Genomic DNA, 19642 nt, shown 5'->3' with positions numbered 1-19642 from the left:
CGACGTGACCGTGTAATCACCCATGTCAGCCCACTGATACCAACCATGCGCCGACGTCCACGTCATCTTCTTCAACCGGTTGTCGACACCCTGCGCAAACACATCGATCCGACCCGAACTCGCAACAGCCGCCGGCTCACCCTTGATCGTCGCGTTCCCGTACAACGTCGACCAACAACCCCACGCACCCGACGAGAAATTCCGATGCTTCAAACGACCATCCGACGTCACCGCGAACACATCCAACCCACCAACACCCCGCGACACCGCCGACAACCCCGGCATCGACGACGGAGTGGCGGAGCCGCAGTTCTGGCTGACGTAGGTCTCCACACCGGTGGCGTAGTCGAACGGGTCACCGTGGAAGGAGGCGGGGCGGATGTAGTCCGGCCAGCTCTGCTGGCTGCCCCGGTTGCGGTACTCGAAGTGCAGGTGGGGACTGATGCCGGGGCTGTTCCCGTCGGTGTTGCCGACCGTGCCGATCTTCTCGCCCTGGACGACCGTGTCACCGATGTGCGCGTACTTGTCCTGGAGGTGGGCGTACAACGTGGAGTAGCCGTTGCCGTGGTCGATCTCCACGTAGTTGCCGTAGGCGGAGCTGACGCCACCCTCCCACCTGATCGTCCCCGCAGCCGAGGCGAGTACCGGTTTCCCCCGGTCCTCAGCGCCCGACGACAGGTTGAAGTCGATCTCGTAGCTCCGGTGGGCGCTGCTACGACCGGAATCACCCGTCCACGAGGTGCCACACTGGAACGGGAGTTCGAGGTAGGGCTCGCCGGCGGCACTCGCGGGCGACGCGACCACCGCCGTCGACAGGGCGAGCGCCAGGCCCATCACCGGGGCCAACAGATTCAGGCCTGTTCGAAGACGCATGCGTTTCCTTCCGGATGAACCCTGGCGGCGCGGCCGAGAACATGCGACCGTCCCGCAGAGGGCGTGGACACGGCTCACGCGACCCATTCGGGAGCCGCTGGTGACACCAGGCAACCCGGATTCGTCCACAGAGGCGACACATTCGATGTCCCTCGAATCGAAGCTGGTGCCGGATAGCTCCCGTCCAGCTCTTGGCGGGTGGTCGGCGTTCGACTCGACGCGGCGACTCTGGCACAGTTGCGGCTGCCTGTTTCACCCGCTTCCGAGGCTTGGCGGCCGCTGGCCGCCGCCACGCCGTCCACGGCGATCCGGGTCCGGCCGCCCGACTGGCGCTGCGGGACCGTGACGTGGCCCTGGTCGCACAGACGCCGCCGCCGGGCGGCAGCGGTGGCTACACCCTCGGCCTGCTGACCCCGAAGCCGTGGATCGGCCCCGCTGCGAGCGTCCTCGGCCGACAGTTGGAGGTTCTGGGAGTTGTCAGGCCGGAGCCAGCACGTCGATCAGGAACGTCTGGTCCTCGGTGCCGGTGCAGGGCGACTGCACGATCTCCCGGCCGGTAGCGGTTCCGGTGCCGGGCACACCCAGACAGGCGTCGAGCCCCTCGGGCCGCAGCCGCCACCCGCTGACCGAGCCGGCGACGGGCTCGATGTGGAAGCGTTGCGCCGGACCTCCCGCGACACAGTCGGCCCACGGTTCCAGCATTCCTGCCGCGGGACCGCCCTGGATCAGGGTCAGGCAGCCGACGCCGTGCTGAGGATGGTCCCATTTGATGTGATACAAGCCGTCGCCCACCGGTGCGAGGATGGTAAGCGGTGACGTGACCTCAGCACACGGGCGCTGCACAGCGACCGAGTCGTCGTGCCGCCCCGTTCGTTCACGTCCCTCGGTCACGCAGAGTTGTGGCGCGCCAGCCGGATGGATCTGCACCACGCTCTCCTGCGCAGCAAGACGACGTTCGGGACCGGCCGACGGCGCGGCCTCGGACGGTGCGGACGCGACGTCTTCCCAGAAGAGGGCAGCACCGGCGAGCGGCGCGAGCACGAGCACGAGCAAGGTCACCACCCCATGCACCGCCCGCCGTCGCGCCTTCGGCGACAAACGGGCAACTGCCCCTATCCATCGGCCGTCCGGCGTCGCCGCCGCACCACGCGGCTCGTCGCCCGGCGTCGCTGGGGCAGCGGCTACCGCGTCGCCCGCGGCCACGGGCGACGCGGACACGACCAACGGTGGAGTGGGTGCCACCGACAACCGGGCGACAGCCAGACGATCCCGGGCAGCCGCCCAGGTCTGCACCTGCACATCGTCGCCCGTGCAGGCCCGCACGAAGGCGGCCAGCACGTCCGCCCGCGGCAGCGCGTCCCGGTGCAGCACGCTGGCGAGCGTGCTGCGCGGGAGCACGTCTCCCGAGGCAGCGGCCCGCCCTTCCAGTTGCCGGAGGGTATATCCGGAGCGCACCCTGAGCTGCCGCATCAATCCGACGAATTCGCCGACGTCGCGTGCCGTCTCCGGGCACACACCCCCCGTGTCCACAGACGCCATCCTGCCCAGCAGGGCGGCCTTCGGCAAGATCCTTCCGGTCACGGAAACGAGAGTTCCCAGTGACCGGCTCGACCACGGCCGTCCGCTGCTGGACGGAGGCGGCAGTCTCGCGAGCCGGCGCGGCCTCGATCCGCGGAAAGGACGCACCCGCCGCGCCTGCCGAGACTGCACGCTCATGGCGTACCTGGCTTCGAGAAGTGGAACACCTGGCCCCGGGCCGCCGGGTCGCACGCCTGCTGCACCAGCCGGGCACCACTGGCTGTGGAACCGCCGACGATGCCCAGGCAGTGACCGCTGTGCAGGGGCCGGAGCCGGTAGCCGGCCAGTGGGGCGGTGACCGGTTCAAGGCGAAACTTCTGCGCCCTGCTCATGTCGGCGGGACAGGCGCCGTCGGCCACCGGGCTACCAACGGTGGTGGACGGGTCCAGGACGAGGGTGCAGCCCACTCCGTGAACCGGGTGATCCGCCTTGATGAGGTACCGGCCGTTCCCGGCGGCTTCGACGCGCAGCGGTGGCGACGCCGTGCCGCACGCGCTCTGCTGCAGCAGGTGGTTCGGATCCGCGGGCACCTCGCCGACGCAGAGACCCGAGTTGGCCGACCGGATCTGGGTGGCACCGGGGGCGGGAACGCCATCGTCCGGTACGCGTTGCAGCTCGAAGACCTGGCCGGGGGCGGTCGGATCGCAGGTGAGCTGCACGACCGGCGCGCCGGGGGTCGCCACGTTGCCGGCAATCCCGACGCAGAGACCGCTGTGCTCGGCCTGCACGAGATGCCCGCGTAACACGGCGCCGTAAACCGGTATCAGCCGGAACCGGGTCTGCCCCGCCCCGGTCGCACAGTAGTCGTCCTCGATTCTCGCCCCGACCTGCGTGGAGTTGTCGGCGACACGGGTGCAGCCGCGCCCGTAGACGGGATGGTCGGTGGTGATCCGGTAGAGATCTTCGCCCGCGGTTACCACGGACATGTCGGGGATCGAGCCGGCGCACCCGGTGAGCAGCAGGGCACCGCTGCTGTCGCCGCTCTTCTCCCCGAGGCACAGGTTGGCGTACGGGGCGAACAGTCGCAGCGGTCCGGGCGGCGGCGGGGCGGCGATCCCCGAGATGGCCCGGATCTCCTCCGCGACCGCGGCCCGGTCAAGGACCCGGAGCTGATCCACGACGCCGCTCCACGGCGCCTGCCAACCACCGTTCCACCACGCCCGCCCCACCTGGAGGGATCCCCTCGCCGGCCACGGGGTCACCTTCGTCCCCCGGTTCGTGCTCAACCGACCATTGACATAGAGGCGCAACTCGCTCGCCGGCGCGTCGTAGACACCGGCCAGGTGGGTCCACGCGCCGCGCTGCGGCGCACCGTCCGAGACCGCCGTCGAGACCCGGTCCATCGTGGGCAGCACCGCGTCGTCATACGGAACCGCGAATATCCAGCGGTTACGGTCGGCGCTGTATTCCAGGCTGAATCCGCTGCTGTGGTCGCCCTGTTGGCTGACCACGGCCCGCCGGCCACCGGTGTCGTCCAGTCTCACCCAGGCGGCGATGGTGAAGCTGTTGGTGGTGCGGATGACGGGACCGGCCGTGGCGGCGTACCCACCGGCGCCTTTGAAGCCGAGACCCTTGCCGCGGGCATGGCCGGCGGCGTCGCGGTCCACCTCCGGACCGACGGTCAGCCGGTGCTTGTTTCCCGACTGGTCCGGCACTGAGGGCCCGGGCAGGTCGAAGTCCCACTCACCGCCGGAGCCCTCCAGGTTGTCGCCGATCAGCTCGCGGATCTGCCCGAGGCTCAGCGCACCCTGCTGGAGCACCGGTTCGTCGATCGTTCCAGGAAACCATTCCACCGGCCAGCCCCGGTTGCGGCCCATGCCCACCAGGGTCTGCCCGGTGGCGTTCCAGGTGCCGCGGTGCGCGACGGCTCCGGTGAGCGCGCCGTTGACGTAGAGCCGTAACTGTCCGGCCTCCTGGTCGTACACCCCGGTCAGGTGGGTCCACACCCCCACCTCCGGTTCGGTAAGGGAGTGCACGGTCGGCCACGCTCCACCGTCGCCGCTGTCGGTGCTCGGCATGGCGAACGCCCACCGCCGCGCCCAGGGGTCGTACCGCAGGGTGAATCCGCTGAACATGGTGCCGTTCTGGCTGAGCACCGTGGCGAACTCTGCGCTGTCGTCGAGGTGCACCCAGGCGGCGGCGGTGAAGCTCTGGTCGGTGCGCAGCACCGGACCGGCGGTGTACGCGTAGCCACCGGCGCCGCCCAGGCGAAGCCCACCGCCGTTGCGGCCCGTCGACCAGGTCGCGCCGGAGCCGGACAGGGTCAGGATGTGCCCGTTGCCGGTCTCGTCGGTGGCAGTACGCCCCTCGGTCTCCTCGAAGTGCCACCGGGCCTGAGGGCCCCACGGTTCGGGTGTCATCCGGTCGCGGATCTCCGCCTCGTTGACGGTGCGGTCGAACAGCCGCACGTCGTCCAGGGCGCCTTTCCACCGTTCCGGGTGGAAGCCGTGCCAGGAGGTGGTGCCGATGGCCGCTCGCCCCACGGCGTTCCAGCCGCTGCGGTGGGCGGCGGTGCCCGCGAGCCGGCCGTTGACGTAGAGCCGCAACTGCCCGGCGGCGTGGTCGTAGACGCCGGTGAGATGGGTCCAGACGCCGACCTGCGGGGTGAGCTGCGTGGAGATTGCCTGGCCCGCCGCCACCTGCTCGGTGGTGGCGTCCTCCGTCGCCATCTCGAACACCCAGGCGCGCGGCCAGCTACTGTACTTCAGCGCGAACCCGGGGTGCCGTTCGCCGGCCTGGCTCAGCACCGTGGCCCAGTCACTGTCGTCGGTCAGCTTGACCCAGGCCATTGCGGCGAAGCTGTCGTCGGTGCGCACGACGGGCCCGGTCGTCGCCGCGAAGCTCTGCTCCGACCCGTCGAGCACGAGGCCGCCAGAGCCGCGGCCCGGGCCGAACGTCGCCGCCCCGGTCAGCGTCGCGTCGTGCAACCCGAGAGTGTTGTCCCAGGCCACCTGGCCGTAGTCCTCCATCTGCCAGCTGGCCACGGCCTCGCTGAGCGGCTCGGTCTGGAACGTGTAGACACGTTCGGGTCCCCGCTGGCCGGCCCGGTCCACGCCGGCGACGACCAGGGTGTTGTCGGACGGTTGGGTGGGCACGACCCGCACCCGCGACTGCCCGTCGACCGCGGGCACCTGGGGTTGCTCGTAGCCGTTGACGGAGTAGCTGAACCCGACGACATCCGGGTCGCCGTTGGCGCTGAACCGCACCTCGCCGGCCTCGTACTGCCGGCCGCTCCGCTGGTCTTCGGGGAAGGTTGCCGAGGTGACGGCAGGGACGGTGACCGGTGGACGGGTGTCGATGGTGAAGCGGCACCACGCGCTCCACGGGCCCGCCGTCTTCGAATCCACCGTCCTGGCCCGCCAGAGGTAGCTCTCGCCCTCGGGCAGGGGGGTGGTGATCCGGACGTGCGCCGGCGTGCCGGGGTCGGCCAGGTCTGTGGACCTCTCGCCGAGCACCTGCCCGGCGCTGGTCGCCCACTGGAACGTCGCGCCGAACAACTGGAGGTCCCGGTCGGCGTCGATGGGCATCGCGGTGAGGGTCGGGGTCGGGTTGGGGACGAAACCCATCGAGTCGTCGACGCAACCGGACAGTTCCGGGACCTCCGGTACGGTGTTGTAGGTCACCATCAGTTTCGTATCCGCGGGATCGAACTGTTTCGCCCCGTTCGCTCCCGCCGTCTCGTCGGAGGCGAGCGCGAGGGTGAGGGTGCGGGTCCGGGCTGCCGCCGCCTGCGTCACTGCGGCGGTGGCGTCGAGTTCGAGGTGGCCCGCCGCTTCGAGGCAGGGGCTTGCGCCGTCCTCACCGCCCTTCGCGGCGCTCACCGTGTCGAGTCTGCGCTCGACGAGCAGCGGCGGCGCCGTGTTCCAGGTCATGCTGGCCGTGATCGCACCGGTCTGGTACAGGTGCACCGGTTCGGGTGTGCACGAGTACGCCCACGACTCGTACGGGCGGAACTGTGCCGTCTCGATGACCTTGCCCGCCACGGCGGAGACGTTCATCTCGAAGTAGGACCGGAACCGGTCGGTGGTGGACTCCCGCGGGTCCCGGCCCACCTGGGCCTGGAACTGGGCATGGTCCCACCAACCGTGGTTCGGCAGGTCCTTCTCCACCATCAGCCAGTGCTCCCGATAGCCGGTGAAGTCCGGATCGAGGTACAGCGGGAAGCGGATCCGTGGGTCGGCGAACAGGGCCGTGTCGGGGGTCAGGGTCAGCCGTCCGGCGGCGACCGTCAGGCCCAGGGGCGCGTACCGGGTGCGTCGACCGGGGCGGGCGTCGGCCCCGACGTCGGTGGAATCCCACATCCAGGCGGTGCCCGAGCTGAGGACCGGACGGCCCCGCCGGTCGGTCATCTCGACGCCCCCGGCGGCGTTGCGTCGCACGGTCAGGCCACGGGTCCGCAGGCCGAACGAGATCCGCGCCAGAGCGGGGTGGCGTGCCGCTGCCGCCGTCTTGACCACGAGCATCTCGGCGAAGCCGGTCGGGGTGGCGGTGACCCGCAGGTCGACGCCGGGCAGCACCTCCGGATAGGTGGCCGTGTCCGCGTCCAGCACCGGCCGGGGCAACCGGGTGGGCCAGCCCAGTTCCACCGAGCCTCCCTCGGTGGTCAACCGGGCCATCGGCGCTCGCCCGCCGCCGGAGAGCACCAGATCGGCGGCGGCGACCGGGACGACCGCGCCGTCGGGGCGGGCCCGCAACCGGGTGTCCAGGGGCACCCATCCGCCGTCCCGGCGTATCCGCTGCGGACCGTGACTGATCTCGGCCGTGAAGCTGCCGTTCGGGTTGGCGAAGATCCGCGTCGTCGGGGTGGTCCGGTCGGTCAGTTCCACCCGGCGGCCGCTCCGGGCGGCCTGCACGCTGGCGGGGACCGGCGCGTCACGGGTGGTCGCCGGCTCCGTCGTCAGGACGGCCGTCGGCGCGGTGAACGGGCCGGGCAGGGTTAGCAGGCTGGCCACCAGGGTGCCCACCGCCAGCGCTGCCATGAGCGTTCTGCCCCAGCGGACGGTCACGACAGCCGCCAGATGATCGACGGCAGCGACGGCGCCGGCTGCTCACCCGGCAGGGCCGGGCGGGACCCGGAGCCGCCCCACCACGGCGACAGATTCCAGCGCACGGGCAGCGCCGGCCGCACGGCGGGCACACCGAGGATCGCCGAACCCCACTCCGCTCCCGCCGCGGACTCCCACACGATGCTCTGGTCGATCGGTCGCGGCGTCAGGCACTGGTTCCAGCCGACGCAGGGTCGCTCCTGGTACTGGACCACCGGCGTGTCGTAGTCGTACGGGTCGTAGTCGTAGTCGCCCCACCAGCCGTCGTCGTACCAGTCGCCGCCGCCCCCGCCGACGCGGTCCTCCCAGGTGATGACGTCGCCGCCGGCCTCGAACGCCCAGTCGATGTCCACCTTCGCCGGTGCCGGCTTCTTGCTCGTACGGGACGTGCCGCTGCCGCGCTTGGGCTTCGCGGCGTCCGACGACCGGTTCTTCTTCGGCCCGACGCCCATGACAACGTCCTTCAGCGGGCGCCAACCGTTCAGCGGCCAGGACCCCGACTCGACGCGTGCCGAGGAGGGACCGGCCCTGTCGAGGGCCGCCCGGGCGTTGTTCACCGCACCCGTGAGGATCCGGTTGATGACGGTCCCCGGGTGGACCTTGATGGTCTTGAGGCCGTCCGGGTCGCTGAAGGTGGTGGGGTTGTGGCTGCCGTAGGCGTATCCGCCGATCTGCTGCGGATCCCCGGTGTCGGTCACCGGGTCGAGCGAGACGAACGAGCCGGTCTCCGGGTCGTAGTCACGGGCGCCGAGGTGGACCAGCCCAGAGTCGGCATCGACGGTGCCGCCGACGAAGCCCCGGTCACCGGCCCAGCCGGCGGGGGAGCCGGCGTCCCGGCGCTGCCCGTACGGGGTGAGCCACCGCCGGGTGACGGACAGGTCGACGGCGCTGACCTGCGTGTCGGCGGTGCCGTGGTGGTCACCGACGGCCCAGCTGAGCGCGCCGCCCCGGCGTACCGCCACGATCTCGCCGTTGTGCCGGTAGTAGCGGGTGCCGGTGATCTGGCCGTCGGGAGCGCGGTGCAGCTCGGTGTCCCCGAGGTACAGGGTCGTACCGGCGGAGTCCCGGCGCAGCACCCGGTTGCCCTCCGCGTCGTAGCCGAACGACGACGTCTTCCCGGCCTCGGTCACCGAGGCCAGCCGCCCCTCGGCGTCCCACTCGAGGCGCTGGTCGTTGCGGGTCAGCAGATGGCCGTCCTTGTCGTAGGTGTACGTGTCGGTGCGGCGCCCCCCGTCCGGCTCCTCGACCGTCACGGAGCGCAGGGTGTGCGGCTGGGCGGCGCCGGCCGCCGGGTACTGGTAGGTGCGGGTCCTATCGCCGGCCGCGCTCCGGCGGGTCTCGACAGCCCGGTTACCCGCGGCGTCGAACGTCCACTGGTCCCAGTAGGCTGCGGGCCCGCCGAGCCCGGCGACGATCGGGGCGACCGCACAGCCGCCGGCCGCCGGCGTCCACGCCTCGGTCAGCCGCCGCAGCCCGTCGTAGCGCAGGCACTGCGTGTCCGCACCGGCGGCGTCGGCGATCCGCGTGACGTTGCCGACCTGGTCGTAGTCGTAGGAGACGTCCCCGGCCGGGGACTGTCCCTCCCGCGCGGTGGTGGCCCGGGTGAGCCGTCTCGTCGCCGGGTCGTAGCTGAACGTCCGGATCACCTGGCGGCCGGCTGCGCCGAGGGTGTAGCTCTTCGGCTCGCCGGTCTTCTCGTAGGTGGTGGCGGTCACGTACCCGTTGGACAGCGTGGTGGGCCGGCCGGTGGTGTCGTAGCCATAGCGCAGGGTCTCGGTGGCGGCCAGGCCGCCGCTGGTGGTGGCGGGCAGCGTCAGGGTCGACGTGTAGGGCTGGTCGTCCTCGTAGTAGACGTGGCTCGTCTGGTAGGTGCCGGCGAGCCCGGGCTCGGCGACGGTGACGGCGGTACCGGTTATCCGGCCGCGCGGGTCGTACCCGGTGACGGCGGTGACGATGTCGCCGGTGGCGGCGTGGCGGGCGGTGGTGGCCGGCCTGCCCTTGCCGTTGGCCGCGGTGTCGTACGTCCAGCCGGCGAGCAGGGTGCCACCCTCCCGCAGGCCGGTCCGGCGACCCAGCGTGTCATAGGAGGTCGTCAGGGTCCGGCCGTTTCCGTCGGTGCTGGTGACGACCCGCCCCTCGTCGTCGTAGGTGCTCGTCCGCACCCCGGCGTCCGGCGTCTCGCTGCGCGTCTGCCGGCCCCGCCGGTCGTAGTGATAGCGCCACACGTTGCCGGCGTGGTCGGTGACCGTCGCGAGTTGCCCGAGCCGGGTGTAGGTGTACCGGGTGCTCCGGTGGTCGCCGGTGGGTGCGCCACCGAGGAACTGCCGCAGCTCCACCGGGTGCCCCCGGGCGTCGCGGATCTCCTGCGTCGCCGTGCCCCCGGTCGGCGGGTCCACGGACGTACGGTCCCCGTCGTGGTGGGTCGTGGTCCGCCATTTCTCCACACCGCCGGAGTAGAGCACCTCCGCGCTCTGCCGGCCCGCGCCGTCGTAGCCGAACCGGGTCTGCGCCGGCACGGCGGCAGGCTGGGCGACCAGGCCGGTGCCCGGCGTGCCCGCGTCGTAGCGGGGCGCGATGGTGGAGGCGATCCGGCCGTGGGAGTCGTACCGCGTGTCGGTGAGGATCCGGCCGCCGCCCGGCGCCGGCTGCTGGATCTGCCGGGACCGCAGGAACCCGTCGAACAGTTCGACGCTGGTGCGGTAGGCGTTGCCGCTGCCGATCAACTCCTGGCTGGTCACCGCGCTGGCGGCGGTGTCGCGGACCAGATACGTGTAGCGGCGGTTGGGGGTGGCGGTGGTGGCCCGGCCGGGCAGCCAGACCGACGTCAGCCGACCGAGTGGGTCGTACCCGCTGGTGCTGCTGGCGCCGTTGGCGTCGACCACGGTGACCGGCTGGCCGAGCAGGGGATGGAAGCTGGTGGTGATGACATGCCCGGCGGGATTGGTGACGGTGGTCGCGGCGAGCGGGCCACCGACGGCCGGGGTGTAGGTGGTACGGGTGAGATCACCCGAGGCGTCCCGCTGCTCGACCGGGCGGCCATGCCCGTCCACGGTCGTCCGCTGGGTCGTGACGTACCCGGTTTCGGTGCCCTCCTGCACCTCGGTCACGTCGCCGGTTGTCGGCGCCGTGTCCCAGGGGTTGCCGTCGTACGAGTAGCGACGCTCGGCGAGGACCTCGGTGCCGGCGCAGTCGCCGGCGACCGTCACCTCGCGGGAGCGGGCGTTGACGATCCAGGCGGCGTCGTTGACCGCGTAGCTGGTCCGGACGCAGGTGTCGTCGCCGGGTTCCGCGGTGTCGCCCAGGTCGTGGCGCTCGGCGACGAGGCCGTGGCCGTTGTAGCCGTACCGCTGTTCCGTCGTCCGGGCACCGCCGGGAACCGTGGTCGTCGTGGTGACGGAGCGGACCTCGGTCACCCGGGCGCGCAGCGGCCCGGCGTCCCGGACCCGCTCGGCGGTCACCGGGAGCTGCACCGGCGCGGCGACGGTACGTGACACCACCGCCGCGTTCGGCCCGTCACCGTCGTACACGGTGCTCCACCTGGCGAACCCGCGCAGCGGTGACTCGTCCCTGATGCTGTCGGTGGTGACGCTCTTGGTCGATCCGTCGGCGTTGCGGTCGCCGTCCATGCCGCGCAGGAAGAGGTGCTCGGTGAGGGTGCGGGGTCCGTCCACGCCGTCGCCGGTGCGCACCCGCACCTTCTGGTAGCCGCGCCACTGCCCCCACGACTTGAACGCGTCGGGCACCAGTTCGGCGTCGTCGTGGTGCCAGGCGCCGCCGTCCAGGTACTCGTACTCGGTGATCTTCGGTTTGTCGCTGTCCCCGCCCACCCGGTCGGTCTCGGTGACCCGGCTGACGACGTACTTGGCAAACCAGTCGATCGTCGGGGTCTCCAGGTCGTGCGCCCAGTAGGCCGGGTAGCAGCGGGCGGTGTTGCGGTCCGGGACGGGCAGGCTCGCCGGCTGGCAGTCGGTCGCGGTGTAGAGGATGCTGGTGCTGCCCCCGGTCTCGTTGCTGATCCGGCCCAGCCGGAACTTGCGCATCGCCGGCTGGCTGTCGCCCTTGGTGTCGATCCGGTTCGGGGTGCCCTCCCCCTGGGGCGTGGTCGCCGGGTCGAAACGGACCAACGGCATCGCCGCGGTGCCGCCAGCATGCCCGGTGTGGGCGATCGACTCCAGCCACAGGGTCGGCGCCTCGCCGTCCTGGGGAGAGGGGAATGTGTGGGTGAACGTCCACGAGTCGACGTCGCGGTAGCCGCCGTCGTCGACCTGGGTGGTGACCTTCGCCAGCCGGCGGGTCGTCCAGAACGTCGGCGCGAGCGTCGGGCACGACGTCGACCCGCACGCCTGGTCCAGCGGGGTGTCCGGGTAGTCGGCCGGCCCGGACTGCTGGCAGGCCGAACCGGGCAGGCACCGTTCGGCCGAGGTGAACATCACCCGCGCCGCGGCTGGCGTGCTGTAGACCGAGCCGAGCCGCAGGCCGTACTCGATCCGCCGCACGTTGCCGGCGCGGACGTACGGGGTGACCGCCGACGGCGAGCCGTTGCGGCCGTACGAGTTGGTCTCCCGCTCGTAGTGGTAGGCGGTGACGTCGCCGTGCGGGGTCACCACGAAATCCAGGTTCCAGCGGTACGCCTGCTGGCACCACGAGACGGCGAAGGACGCCCCGTGACACGGCTCGCCGACGTGGTTGCCGTAGACCGGCACGGTGAACGCGGAGTTGGTCTCCGCCGCCCCGTCTGTCCAGCCCGGCATCCGGCTGCGGCCGAAGAAGAACTGCGTGCCGTCCGGTGAGGTCAGCCTCCAGTACTCGCCCCGGTCCCCGGGCGCGGTGCCGGACGGGTCGTCGCCCTCGTCGCCGTTGGCCGCCCCGGTGAGCAGCTCGGCCCGCCAGCCGCCGTCCTGCTCGGCCCGCCAGGTGCCGGTGGCGTCGTCCCGAACCAGCTCGCTGTTGAGGCCGGGCAGCGACACGGTAGCGCTCTGCACCGGCTTGCCGGCGGCGTTGGACGCCCAGCACAGGTCGCCGATTCCGGCCTGGCCGTCGTCCGCGCACGGCTGGTAGGACCGTTCGATGAACCCCGGCTGCGACTCGAAGCCCTCCCCCACCCAGGACGGCTGGTTGTTGGTCGCCGCCGTCCGGCCGTCGACCCGCGCCGAGGAGTAGTCCAGGGCGAGCACCGGCGCGCCGCCGGGCATCTGCGGGGTGCGCATCGGGTACGACCAGCTGAAGTCGCCGGACTGCAACCCCACCTGCCAGGTCGCCGACGGGGTCAACGAGGTCGGCTTGAAACTGCCGGCCGCCCCGCCCGGCGCGGTGGTCAACGCGTACGTCCCGTCGGTGACCTGCGCCGTGACGCGGGCGGCGCGGTGGTTGTTGGCCGAGGCGACCGGCTGCGCCCGGCCGCAGGCGGGACCGGCGGTCAGCGCGCAGTCGGGCAGCCTGACCAGTCGCAGCCGGGCGGCGTAGTCACCGCCGTACGCGGCCCGGAATCCCGAGTAGTCCAGCTCCAGCTTCGAGCGTCCCGGCTTCGCGCCGGCGGCCGGGGCATGCCGGACCCGGACCACCATCCCGCGTACCTGAGCCTTGGCGGTGGCGGCCCGGTCGGCGACCTCGACGGTCACGGTGCCGGCCCCGCCGTCGGCGGCGCTCACCCACAGCGGCAGCGAACCGGCCTTGGTCCTCGCGGCGGTCCGGCGTACCTCGACTCGGGTGGCCTCCGGCCACGCGATCGCAGGAGCCTTGCGCACCGCCAGCTTCTGCGAGATGTCCGCGCCCCGCGGGGCGACGGCCACCAGCGGGCCCGGCTGTTCCCGCCCGGCCGCCTGGCCGTCCCGCGCCCCGGGCACCGTCACCGTGGCGGCGACCAGCGCCGCGACGAGCAGTCCTGTACGAACAACACGCATCCGAACCCCTCCGCGACGACTGAGCCCGACCCGTCGTACGACGGGTCGGGCTCAGCGTCAGGCACCTGCGTACATCAGGGCGTACATGACGGATGGAATTTGTCGCCGTCTCTCATCGTGTTCACAACCCCGCATGGCTGGAACGCCTCCGCTGAAGAACTCAAAGGCTGCTCGGTCGCCATGCGACGGTGGCCATCGGCTCAGGAAAAGGGTGATCCACCAATGGCGTTGTTGGTGGCGTCAATGCCCCATCCGACGTTCTCCATGGCTTTCATGTGGGTAGGATTCCCCGGGCCGTTCCGCCAGTGTCTGTTTATTGCTTGAAGCGAAGGGTTGGGATGGCGATTCCATGCCGCAATACCGCCGGCGTATTGCTGCGTCATGGCCCTCCCCCCCAAGGTGTGAGCAAGCCGACCTACGGCCTTTGACGCCAGACCCGCTCCGCCGAGCCCTGCGCCCACAGCCTCGATCGCCGCACCCCCCCAGTCGCCCTTGGTGGCCTTTACACCGAAATCCACCGCACTCATACCGATGGTGAGGATCCCACAGGCCGCACAACCGACCATTGCGGCTACGGTCAGGCCGAACTTGATGCTCTTCCAGGCGGACGTGTCGGTCAACTCCTCCAAGAAGCCTTTGCCCCCGGACCGGTTATTAGGCTTGGGCGCCGGCTTGGATTGCGCGGCGGGTTTGGGGGCCGCTTTCTTGGGTTTGTTGGCTGCGGCGTCGCGGCGGCAGGCGGCGTTGCAGCCGGGATCCACCTTCGGTTTCGACTTCGCCTTTGGCTTATTCGTCGCGTTGTCCCGCCGGCACGCGGCATTACAGCCGGGATCCGCCTTCGTCCGCTTGGCCTTCGGCTTGGGCTTGTTCGTCGCGTTGTCGCGGCGGCAGGCGGCGTTGCAGCTCGCCGCGGTCGCCCGGGACGCCTTCGACTTCGTCGTCTTCGACTTGACCGACTTGGACGGCTTGCTCGTCTTCTTCGACTTCTTGTACGTCACTCCCCCGGCCTCGCGGAACAACCCGTCGGGGTCGCTGAACGTGGTCGGGTTGTTGTCGGAGTAGGCGTACCCGTGCATCTGCTGCGGCTCGAAGATGTCGATGATCGGGTCGACGGAGAGGAACCGCCCGATCGCCGGGTCGTACTCGCGGGCGCCGATGTGGGTCAGGCCGGTGTCGGCGTCGATGATGCCGCCGACGAAGCCCCGCTCCCCCGGCCAGAGGCCGGTCCCGCCGCGAGCACCGCCGTACGGGGTGAGCAGCCGCCGGGTCACCGCCATGGTGACCGAGTCGACGGCGATCTCGCCCGTGCCGTGGTGGTCGGAGACCAGCCATGCCAGCTTGCCGCCCTTACGCAGCGCGACGGTCTCGCCGTCGTGCGCGTAGTAGCGGGTGGCAGTCGCCGCGCCCCCGCCGGTCGGCTGGTGCACCTCGGTGTGCCCCAGGTAGAGGGTGGTGCCGGTGTTGTCCCGGCGCAGCAGCCGGTTGCCGTCGGCGTCGTAGACGAAGGAGGACGTCGTGCCGTTCGCGGTCACGCTGGCGACGTGCCCCTCGGCGTCCCAGGTGAGGGTCTGCTCGGCGCCGTTGACGGTCCGGCCGGTGGTGTTGCCCTCCGCGTCGTAGGTGAACGTGTCGGTCCGGTCGACCGAGGGGCCGGTGGTGCGTACCGACTTCAGGGTGTGTGGTTGGGGTGTGCCCGGCGCGGGGTAGGCGTAGCTGGCGGTGGTGTCGCCGCCCGCGCTGTGCCGGGTCTCGGTCAACCGGTTGCCGACCTTGTCGAAGGTCCAGCTCTGCCAGTAGCTCGCCGGCCCGCCCAGTGCCGCTGCCGAGCGGGGGGTCGCGCAGTTTCCGTCCGCCGGCGTCCACGCCTCGGTGAGGCGCCGCAGGTGGTCGTAGTCGAAGCACTGGACGTCGCTGGTGACGGTCTCACCGATGCGCTGGACGTTGCCGGCGGGATCGTAGGTGTAGGCGGTGTCGGCGACCGGTGTCGTGCCGGGAGCCATGGCCTTCGCACGGGTCAGGCGTCCGGACGCCTCGTCGTAGGTCAGGTCCCGGGTCACCTGCTTGCCGCTGGCGCCGAGCACCTTCCGGGTGACCTCGGCGGTCCTGCTGTAGACGGTGTCGGCCACATAGGCCACCCCGGTCGCCGTCAGCGACTTCGGCAGTCCGAGGTTGGTGTAGGTGGATTTCAGGGTCTCGGTGGGCAGGTCGCCGGCCGAGGGCAGATTCGTCTCGGTGACCTGGCCGACCGCGTTGTAGCGGAACGTGGTGTCGTAGGAGCGGCCGAGGTTGCCCTCCGCGCCGGGGATGACGACCGAGGCGCCGGTCGGTTGGCCGGTCGCGTCGTAGCCCGCCACCCTGGTCTCGTAGGCGTCGGTGCCCGCGTACCGCTTCGTGCCGGTCAGCAGGCCGACGCCGCCGGGCAGGGTGTCGAACGTCCACTCCGCCAGCTTCCGGCCGGACAGCGAGTCCTCGTGCACGGCGGTCTTTCGGCCCAGCGGGTCGTACGCGATGGCCAGGGTGCGGCCACGACCGTCGGTGGTGGTGACGAGCTGGTCGGCGTCGTCGTAGCCGAACCGCTGGGTGCCGGCGTCCGGATCCTCGGTGCGGATCTTGCGGCCACGCAGGTCGTAGTGGTGTCGCCAGACGTTGCCCGCCGGGTCGGTGACCGTGGCGAGCTGACCGGCCCTGGTGTACGCGTACCGGGTGGTGTCATAGCCGCTGGTCACACCGGCGGCGTGCTGCCGCAGTTCGGTGGTGCGCCCGTCCGCGTCGAAGATGGTCGTGGTGGCGGTGTCCCCCGCGGGCGGGGTCACCGAGACCCGGTCACCGCCGTAGCTGGTGGTGGTGCGCCATTTCTCCACGCCCTTGGACAGGAGCAGCTCCGCGGTTTCCCGCCCGACACCGTCGTAGACGGTGCGGGTCTGGGACGGGACCACGGTGTCGGCGGCCGTGGCGAGCGCCTTGCCGGGCAGCCCGGTGGTGTAGTAGTCGGCGTTCTCCTTCCAGTCCCGGCCGTGCGAGTCGTAGAAGGTGTCGGTGACGATCCGGCCGAGGCCGTCGGGTGACGGCTCCTGGGTCTGCCGTTCCCTCAGGAACCCGTCGAGGAGGTTGTAGGAGGTGGCGTAGGCGAAGCCGCTGCCGAGCAGCGTGCGCGTGCCGACCACGCTGGGCGCGTCCCGGCGTACGTCATAGGTGTACTCGATGTTCGGCGTGGTGGTCGCCATGGCCCGGCCCGGCAGCCACACCTTGGTCAGCCGGCCGAGCGGGTCGTAGGTCAGGTCGGTTCGTCGTCCGTTGGCGTCGACCACGTTGACCGGGTCGCCGGAGACGGGGTCGAAGGTGACGGTGGAGGCGTGCCCGAGCGGGTTGGTGGTGACCGACCTGGTGACCGGGCCGCCGGTGACCGGGGTGAAGGCGACGGTGCTGGTGCGGCCGAGCACGTCGGTGACGGAGGTCGCCCGACCGTGGTCGTCGACGACGGTGGTGTCGACCGTCTGCCAGACCGGCTCTCCGTCGGAGTAGTCCTTGACCTCCTCGGTCCTGGTCACGTCGCCCCGGGTGGGCGGCGCGCCGAAGGGCTGCCCGTCGTAGTGGTACCGCTCGTCGCTGACCAGGTCGTCCGGGTACGACGGCTGCTGGCCGCAGGGGCCGAGCGTCGTCGTCTCCCGCTTCTTGGTGTCGATGATCCAGTCGGTGCTGTTCTTGGTGTACTCGGTGACGGTGCACTGGTCGTCGTCGGTCGCCGCCACGTCACCCCGGTCGTGCTCCGAGACCGGCAGGCCGTCCTCGTCGTAGCCGTAGGTGACCTCCGTGGTGCGGGTGGCGCCGCCGGGCAGTGCCGTCGTGGTGGTCTCCGAGCGCTCGCCGGTCACCCATGCCTCCAGCATCGCGCCGGTGGACCTCGGACGACTCGCGGTGCTCCTGATCTCCAGCGGGGTGCTCACCGTACGGGAGATCATGTTCCCGCTGACGCCGTCGTAGACGGTGGTCTGGCGGCCGAAACCCCGCCGGATCGGCTTGTCGGGGAGCCCGTCGACGCTGACCGACTTGACGCCCCCGGCCGGGCCGGCCCGGTCGCCGTCCATGCCACGGAAGAAGATGTGCTCGGTGCGGGTCTGTGGGCTGTCCACGCCGTTGCCGGTGATCACGTCGACCTTCTGGTAGCCCCGCCACTGGCCCCAGGTCTTGAACCGGTCCGGGGTCAGCTCGGCATCGTCGTGGTGCCAGGCGGCGTCCCGGTCGGGGTAGCGGTACCGGGTGACCTCTGGTGTCGCGCCGCCGACCAGGTCGGTTTCGACGACCTGGGTGACCACGTACTTCTGGAACCAGTCGAGCGTCGGCGTCTCCAGGTCCCGCGCCCAGTAGCCGGGGAAGCAGCGGTCCTTGTTGGTCTCGGGGGTGGGCAGGGCGGTCCGGACGCAGCCGGTCGGGGCGTAGGTCACCGATATCTGGCCGCCGGTCTCGTTGTTGATCTGTCCCAGGCGGAACTTGCGCAGCCCCGTCTGCGTGTCGCCCCAGCCGTCGACCCGGTTCGGGGTGCCCTCCCCCTCGGCGGTCGTCGCCGGGCCGAAGGTGATCGTGGGCGTCGTGGCGGTGCCGCCGACATGGCCGGTCTGCACGATCGACTCAAGCCAGAGCGAGGCGGTTGAGCCGTCCGTCGGGTCGGGGAAGGTGTGGGTGAACGCCCATGACTGGACGTCCTGGTAGCCGCCGTTGTTGACCTGCGTGGTGATCCTCGCCAGACGTTTCGTGCCCCAGAAGGTCGGGGCCGGCGACACACAGGTGACGCCGGTGCAGGACAGGTCCCACGGCACGTCCGGGTAGTCGGCCGGTTGGCAGGCCGAGCCGGGCAGGCAGCGTTCCGCGGTGGTGAAGAGCACCCGCGCGTCGGCCGGGCGGGTGAACAGGGTGTCGGCCCGCAGACCGTACTCGATCCGCTTCAGGTAGCTCGCCCGCGCGTACGGCGTGGGCGCCGCCGGGTTCTTGTTGCGGCCGTAGTGGTTGGTCTCCCGGTCGTAGTAGTACGCCATCGCGTCGCCGTGCGGGTCGACCACGTAGTCGAGCTGCCACCGGTACGCCTGCTGACACCAGGAGTCCGCGAACGTCGCCCGGTGACAGGGCTCGCCCGTCTCGTTGCCGAAGACGGGCACGGTGAGGGCGGAGTTCGTCTCGTCGCGTCCCGACGACCAGCCCGGCAGCTGGTTCAGCCCGAAGTAGTACCGGGTGCCGTCCGGGGCGGTCAGCCTCCAGTGCTCGCCCTTGTCGGTCGGCTTTCCGTCGCCGTCGTCGCCGTCGTCGCCGTTCCGGGCGCCGGTGAGCAGTTCGACGCGCCAGCCGTCGTCCTCCTCGGTGCGCCAGACGCCGGTGGCGGCGTCGCGGACCAGTTCACCGGCCACCCCGGGCAGAGACACCACGGCGTTCGCGGTCTCCCAGCACTCGTCGGCGACACCCGCCTGTCCGTCCTCGGCGCACGGCTTGTAGGACCGTTCGATGAAGCCCGGTTGCAGGTCGAACCCCTCACCCGCCCAGGACGGCTGGTTGTTGGTGGCGGCGGTCTTTCCGTCCACCGCCGCCGAGGAGTAGCCCAGGCCCAGCTCCGGCTCCATCCCCGGCACCGCCGGCGCCTCGATGGGATACGACCACCCGAAGTCGCCGGACTGGAGGCCGACCTGCCAGGTAGCCGACGGGGTCAGCGACGTCGGCGCGTAGCTGCCGTTCGCGCCGGCCGGGGCGGCCGTCACCGCGTAGAGGCCATCGGAGAGGCGGCCGGTGACGGTGCCCGCGCGGATGTCGTTGCGGGTCCGGATCGGCTGCTGCGGCCCGCACGCCCCGCCCCGGGTCGCCGCGCACTCCGGCAGCCTCACCAGACGCAGCCGGGCGGCGTAGTCGCCGCCGAACGCACCCCGGAATCCGGAGTAGTCCACCACGACTTCAAGGTCGCGGGGCTTGCCGTCGGTGTGGGCGATCCGCATCGGCAGGCCGGTGACACGGAATCGGCGGGCGGCAGCCTGGTCCAGCACCTCCACCCGTACCGGTGCCGTGGCCCCGACCCGGACCGGCGTCTGCCCCGCCCGCAGCAGGGCCGGCCGGCGACCGGACCGTGTCGCGCGGTCCCGCTCGGCATCCGTCAGGTTCCTCGGCCGCACCACGGACACGGCGGCATCCGGCCAGGACACCTCGGGTGCCCTGGTCACCAGGGGTGTCCGGTCCGGCGTCGGGGGACGAACCGGTACCGCCCGGGTGGGC

At 71.3% G+C, this 19642-nt stretch carries 5 protein-coding genes; all 5 read right to left on the bottom strand.

Going from position 1 to position 19642, the window contains the following annotated elements:
• Positions 1–834 (bottom strand): peptidoglycan DD-metalloendopeptidase family protein (locus ACGF5G_RS30465; RefSeq protein ID WP_393269243.1); only part of this gene is annotated, 834 nt, incomplete at its 3' end.
• 516 nt (positions 835–1350) lie between these two features.
• A complete protein-coding gene (locus tag ACGF5G_RS30460) occupies positions 1351–2454 on the bottom strand; it encodes an RICIN domain-containing protein (protein WP_393269087.1) in 1104 nt (367 codons plus the stop codon).
• Between the two features lie 131 nt (positions 2455–2585).
• Positions 2586–7430: a LamG-like jellyroll fold domain-containing protein gene (locus tag ACGF5G_RS30455; RefSeq protein ID WP_393269085.1), complete on the bottom strand. Its 4845-nt coding sequence runs from the start codon at positions 7428–7430 to the stop codon at positions 2586–2588.
• Between the two features lie 23 nt (positions 7431–7453).
• A complete protein-coding gene (locus tag ACGF5G_RS30450) occupies positions 7454–13396 on the bottom strand; it encodes an RHS repeat domain-containing protein (protein WP_393269082.1) in 5943 nt (1980 codons plus the stop codon).
• 200 nt (positions 13397–13596) lie between these two features.
• Positions 13597–19590 carry an RHS repeat domain-containing protein gene (locus ACGF5G_RS30445; RefSeq protein WP_393269081.1) on the bottom strand — a complete coding sequence of 1998 codons (5994 nt, stop codon included), beginning with the start codon at positions 19588–19590 and terminating at the stop codon, positions 13597–13599.
• Positions 19591–19642 lie beyond the last annotated feature (52 nt).

The organism is Micromonospora sp. NPDC047730 (assembly GCF_043204765.1).
GTDB lineage: Bacteria > Actinomycetota > Actinomycetes > Mycobacteriales > Micromonosporaceae > Micromonospora.
Note: the sequence above shows the minus strand (reverse complement) of the source record. Positions and strands in the feature narration are given on the sequence as shown.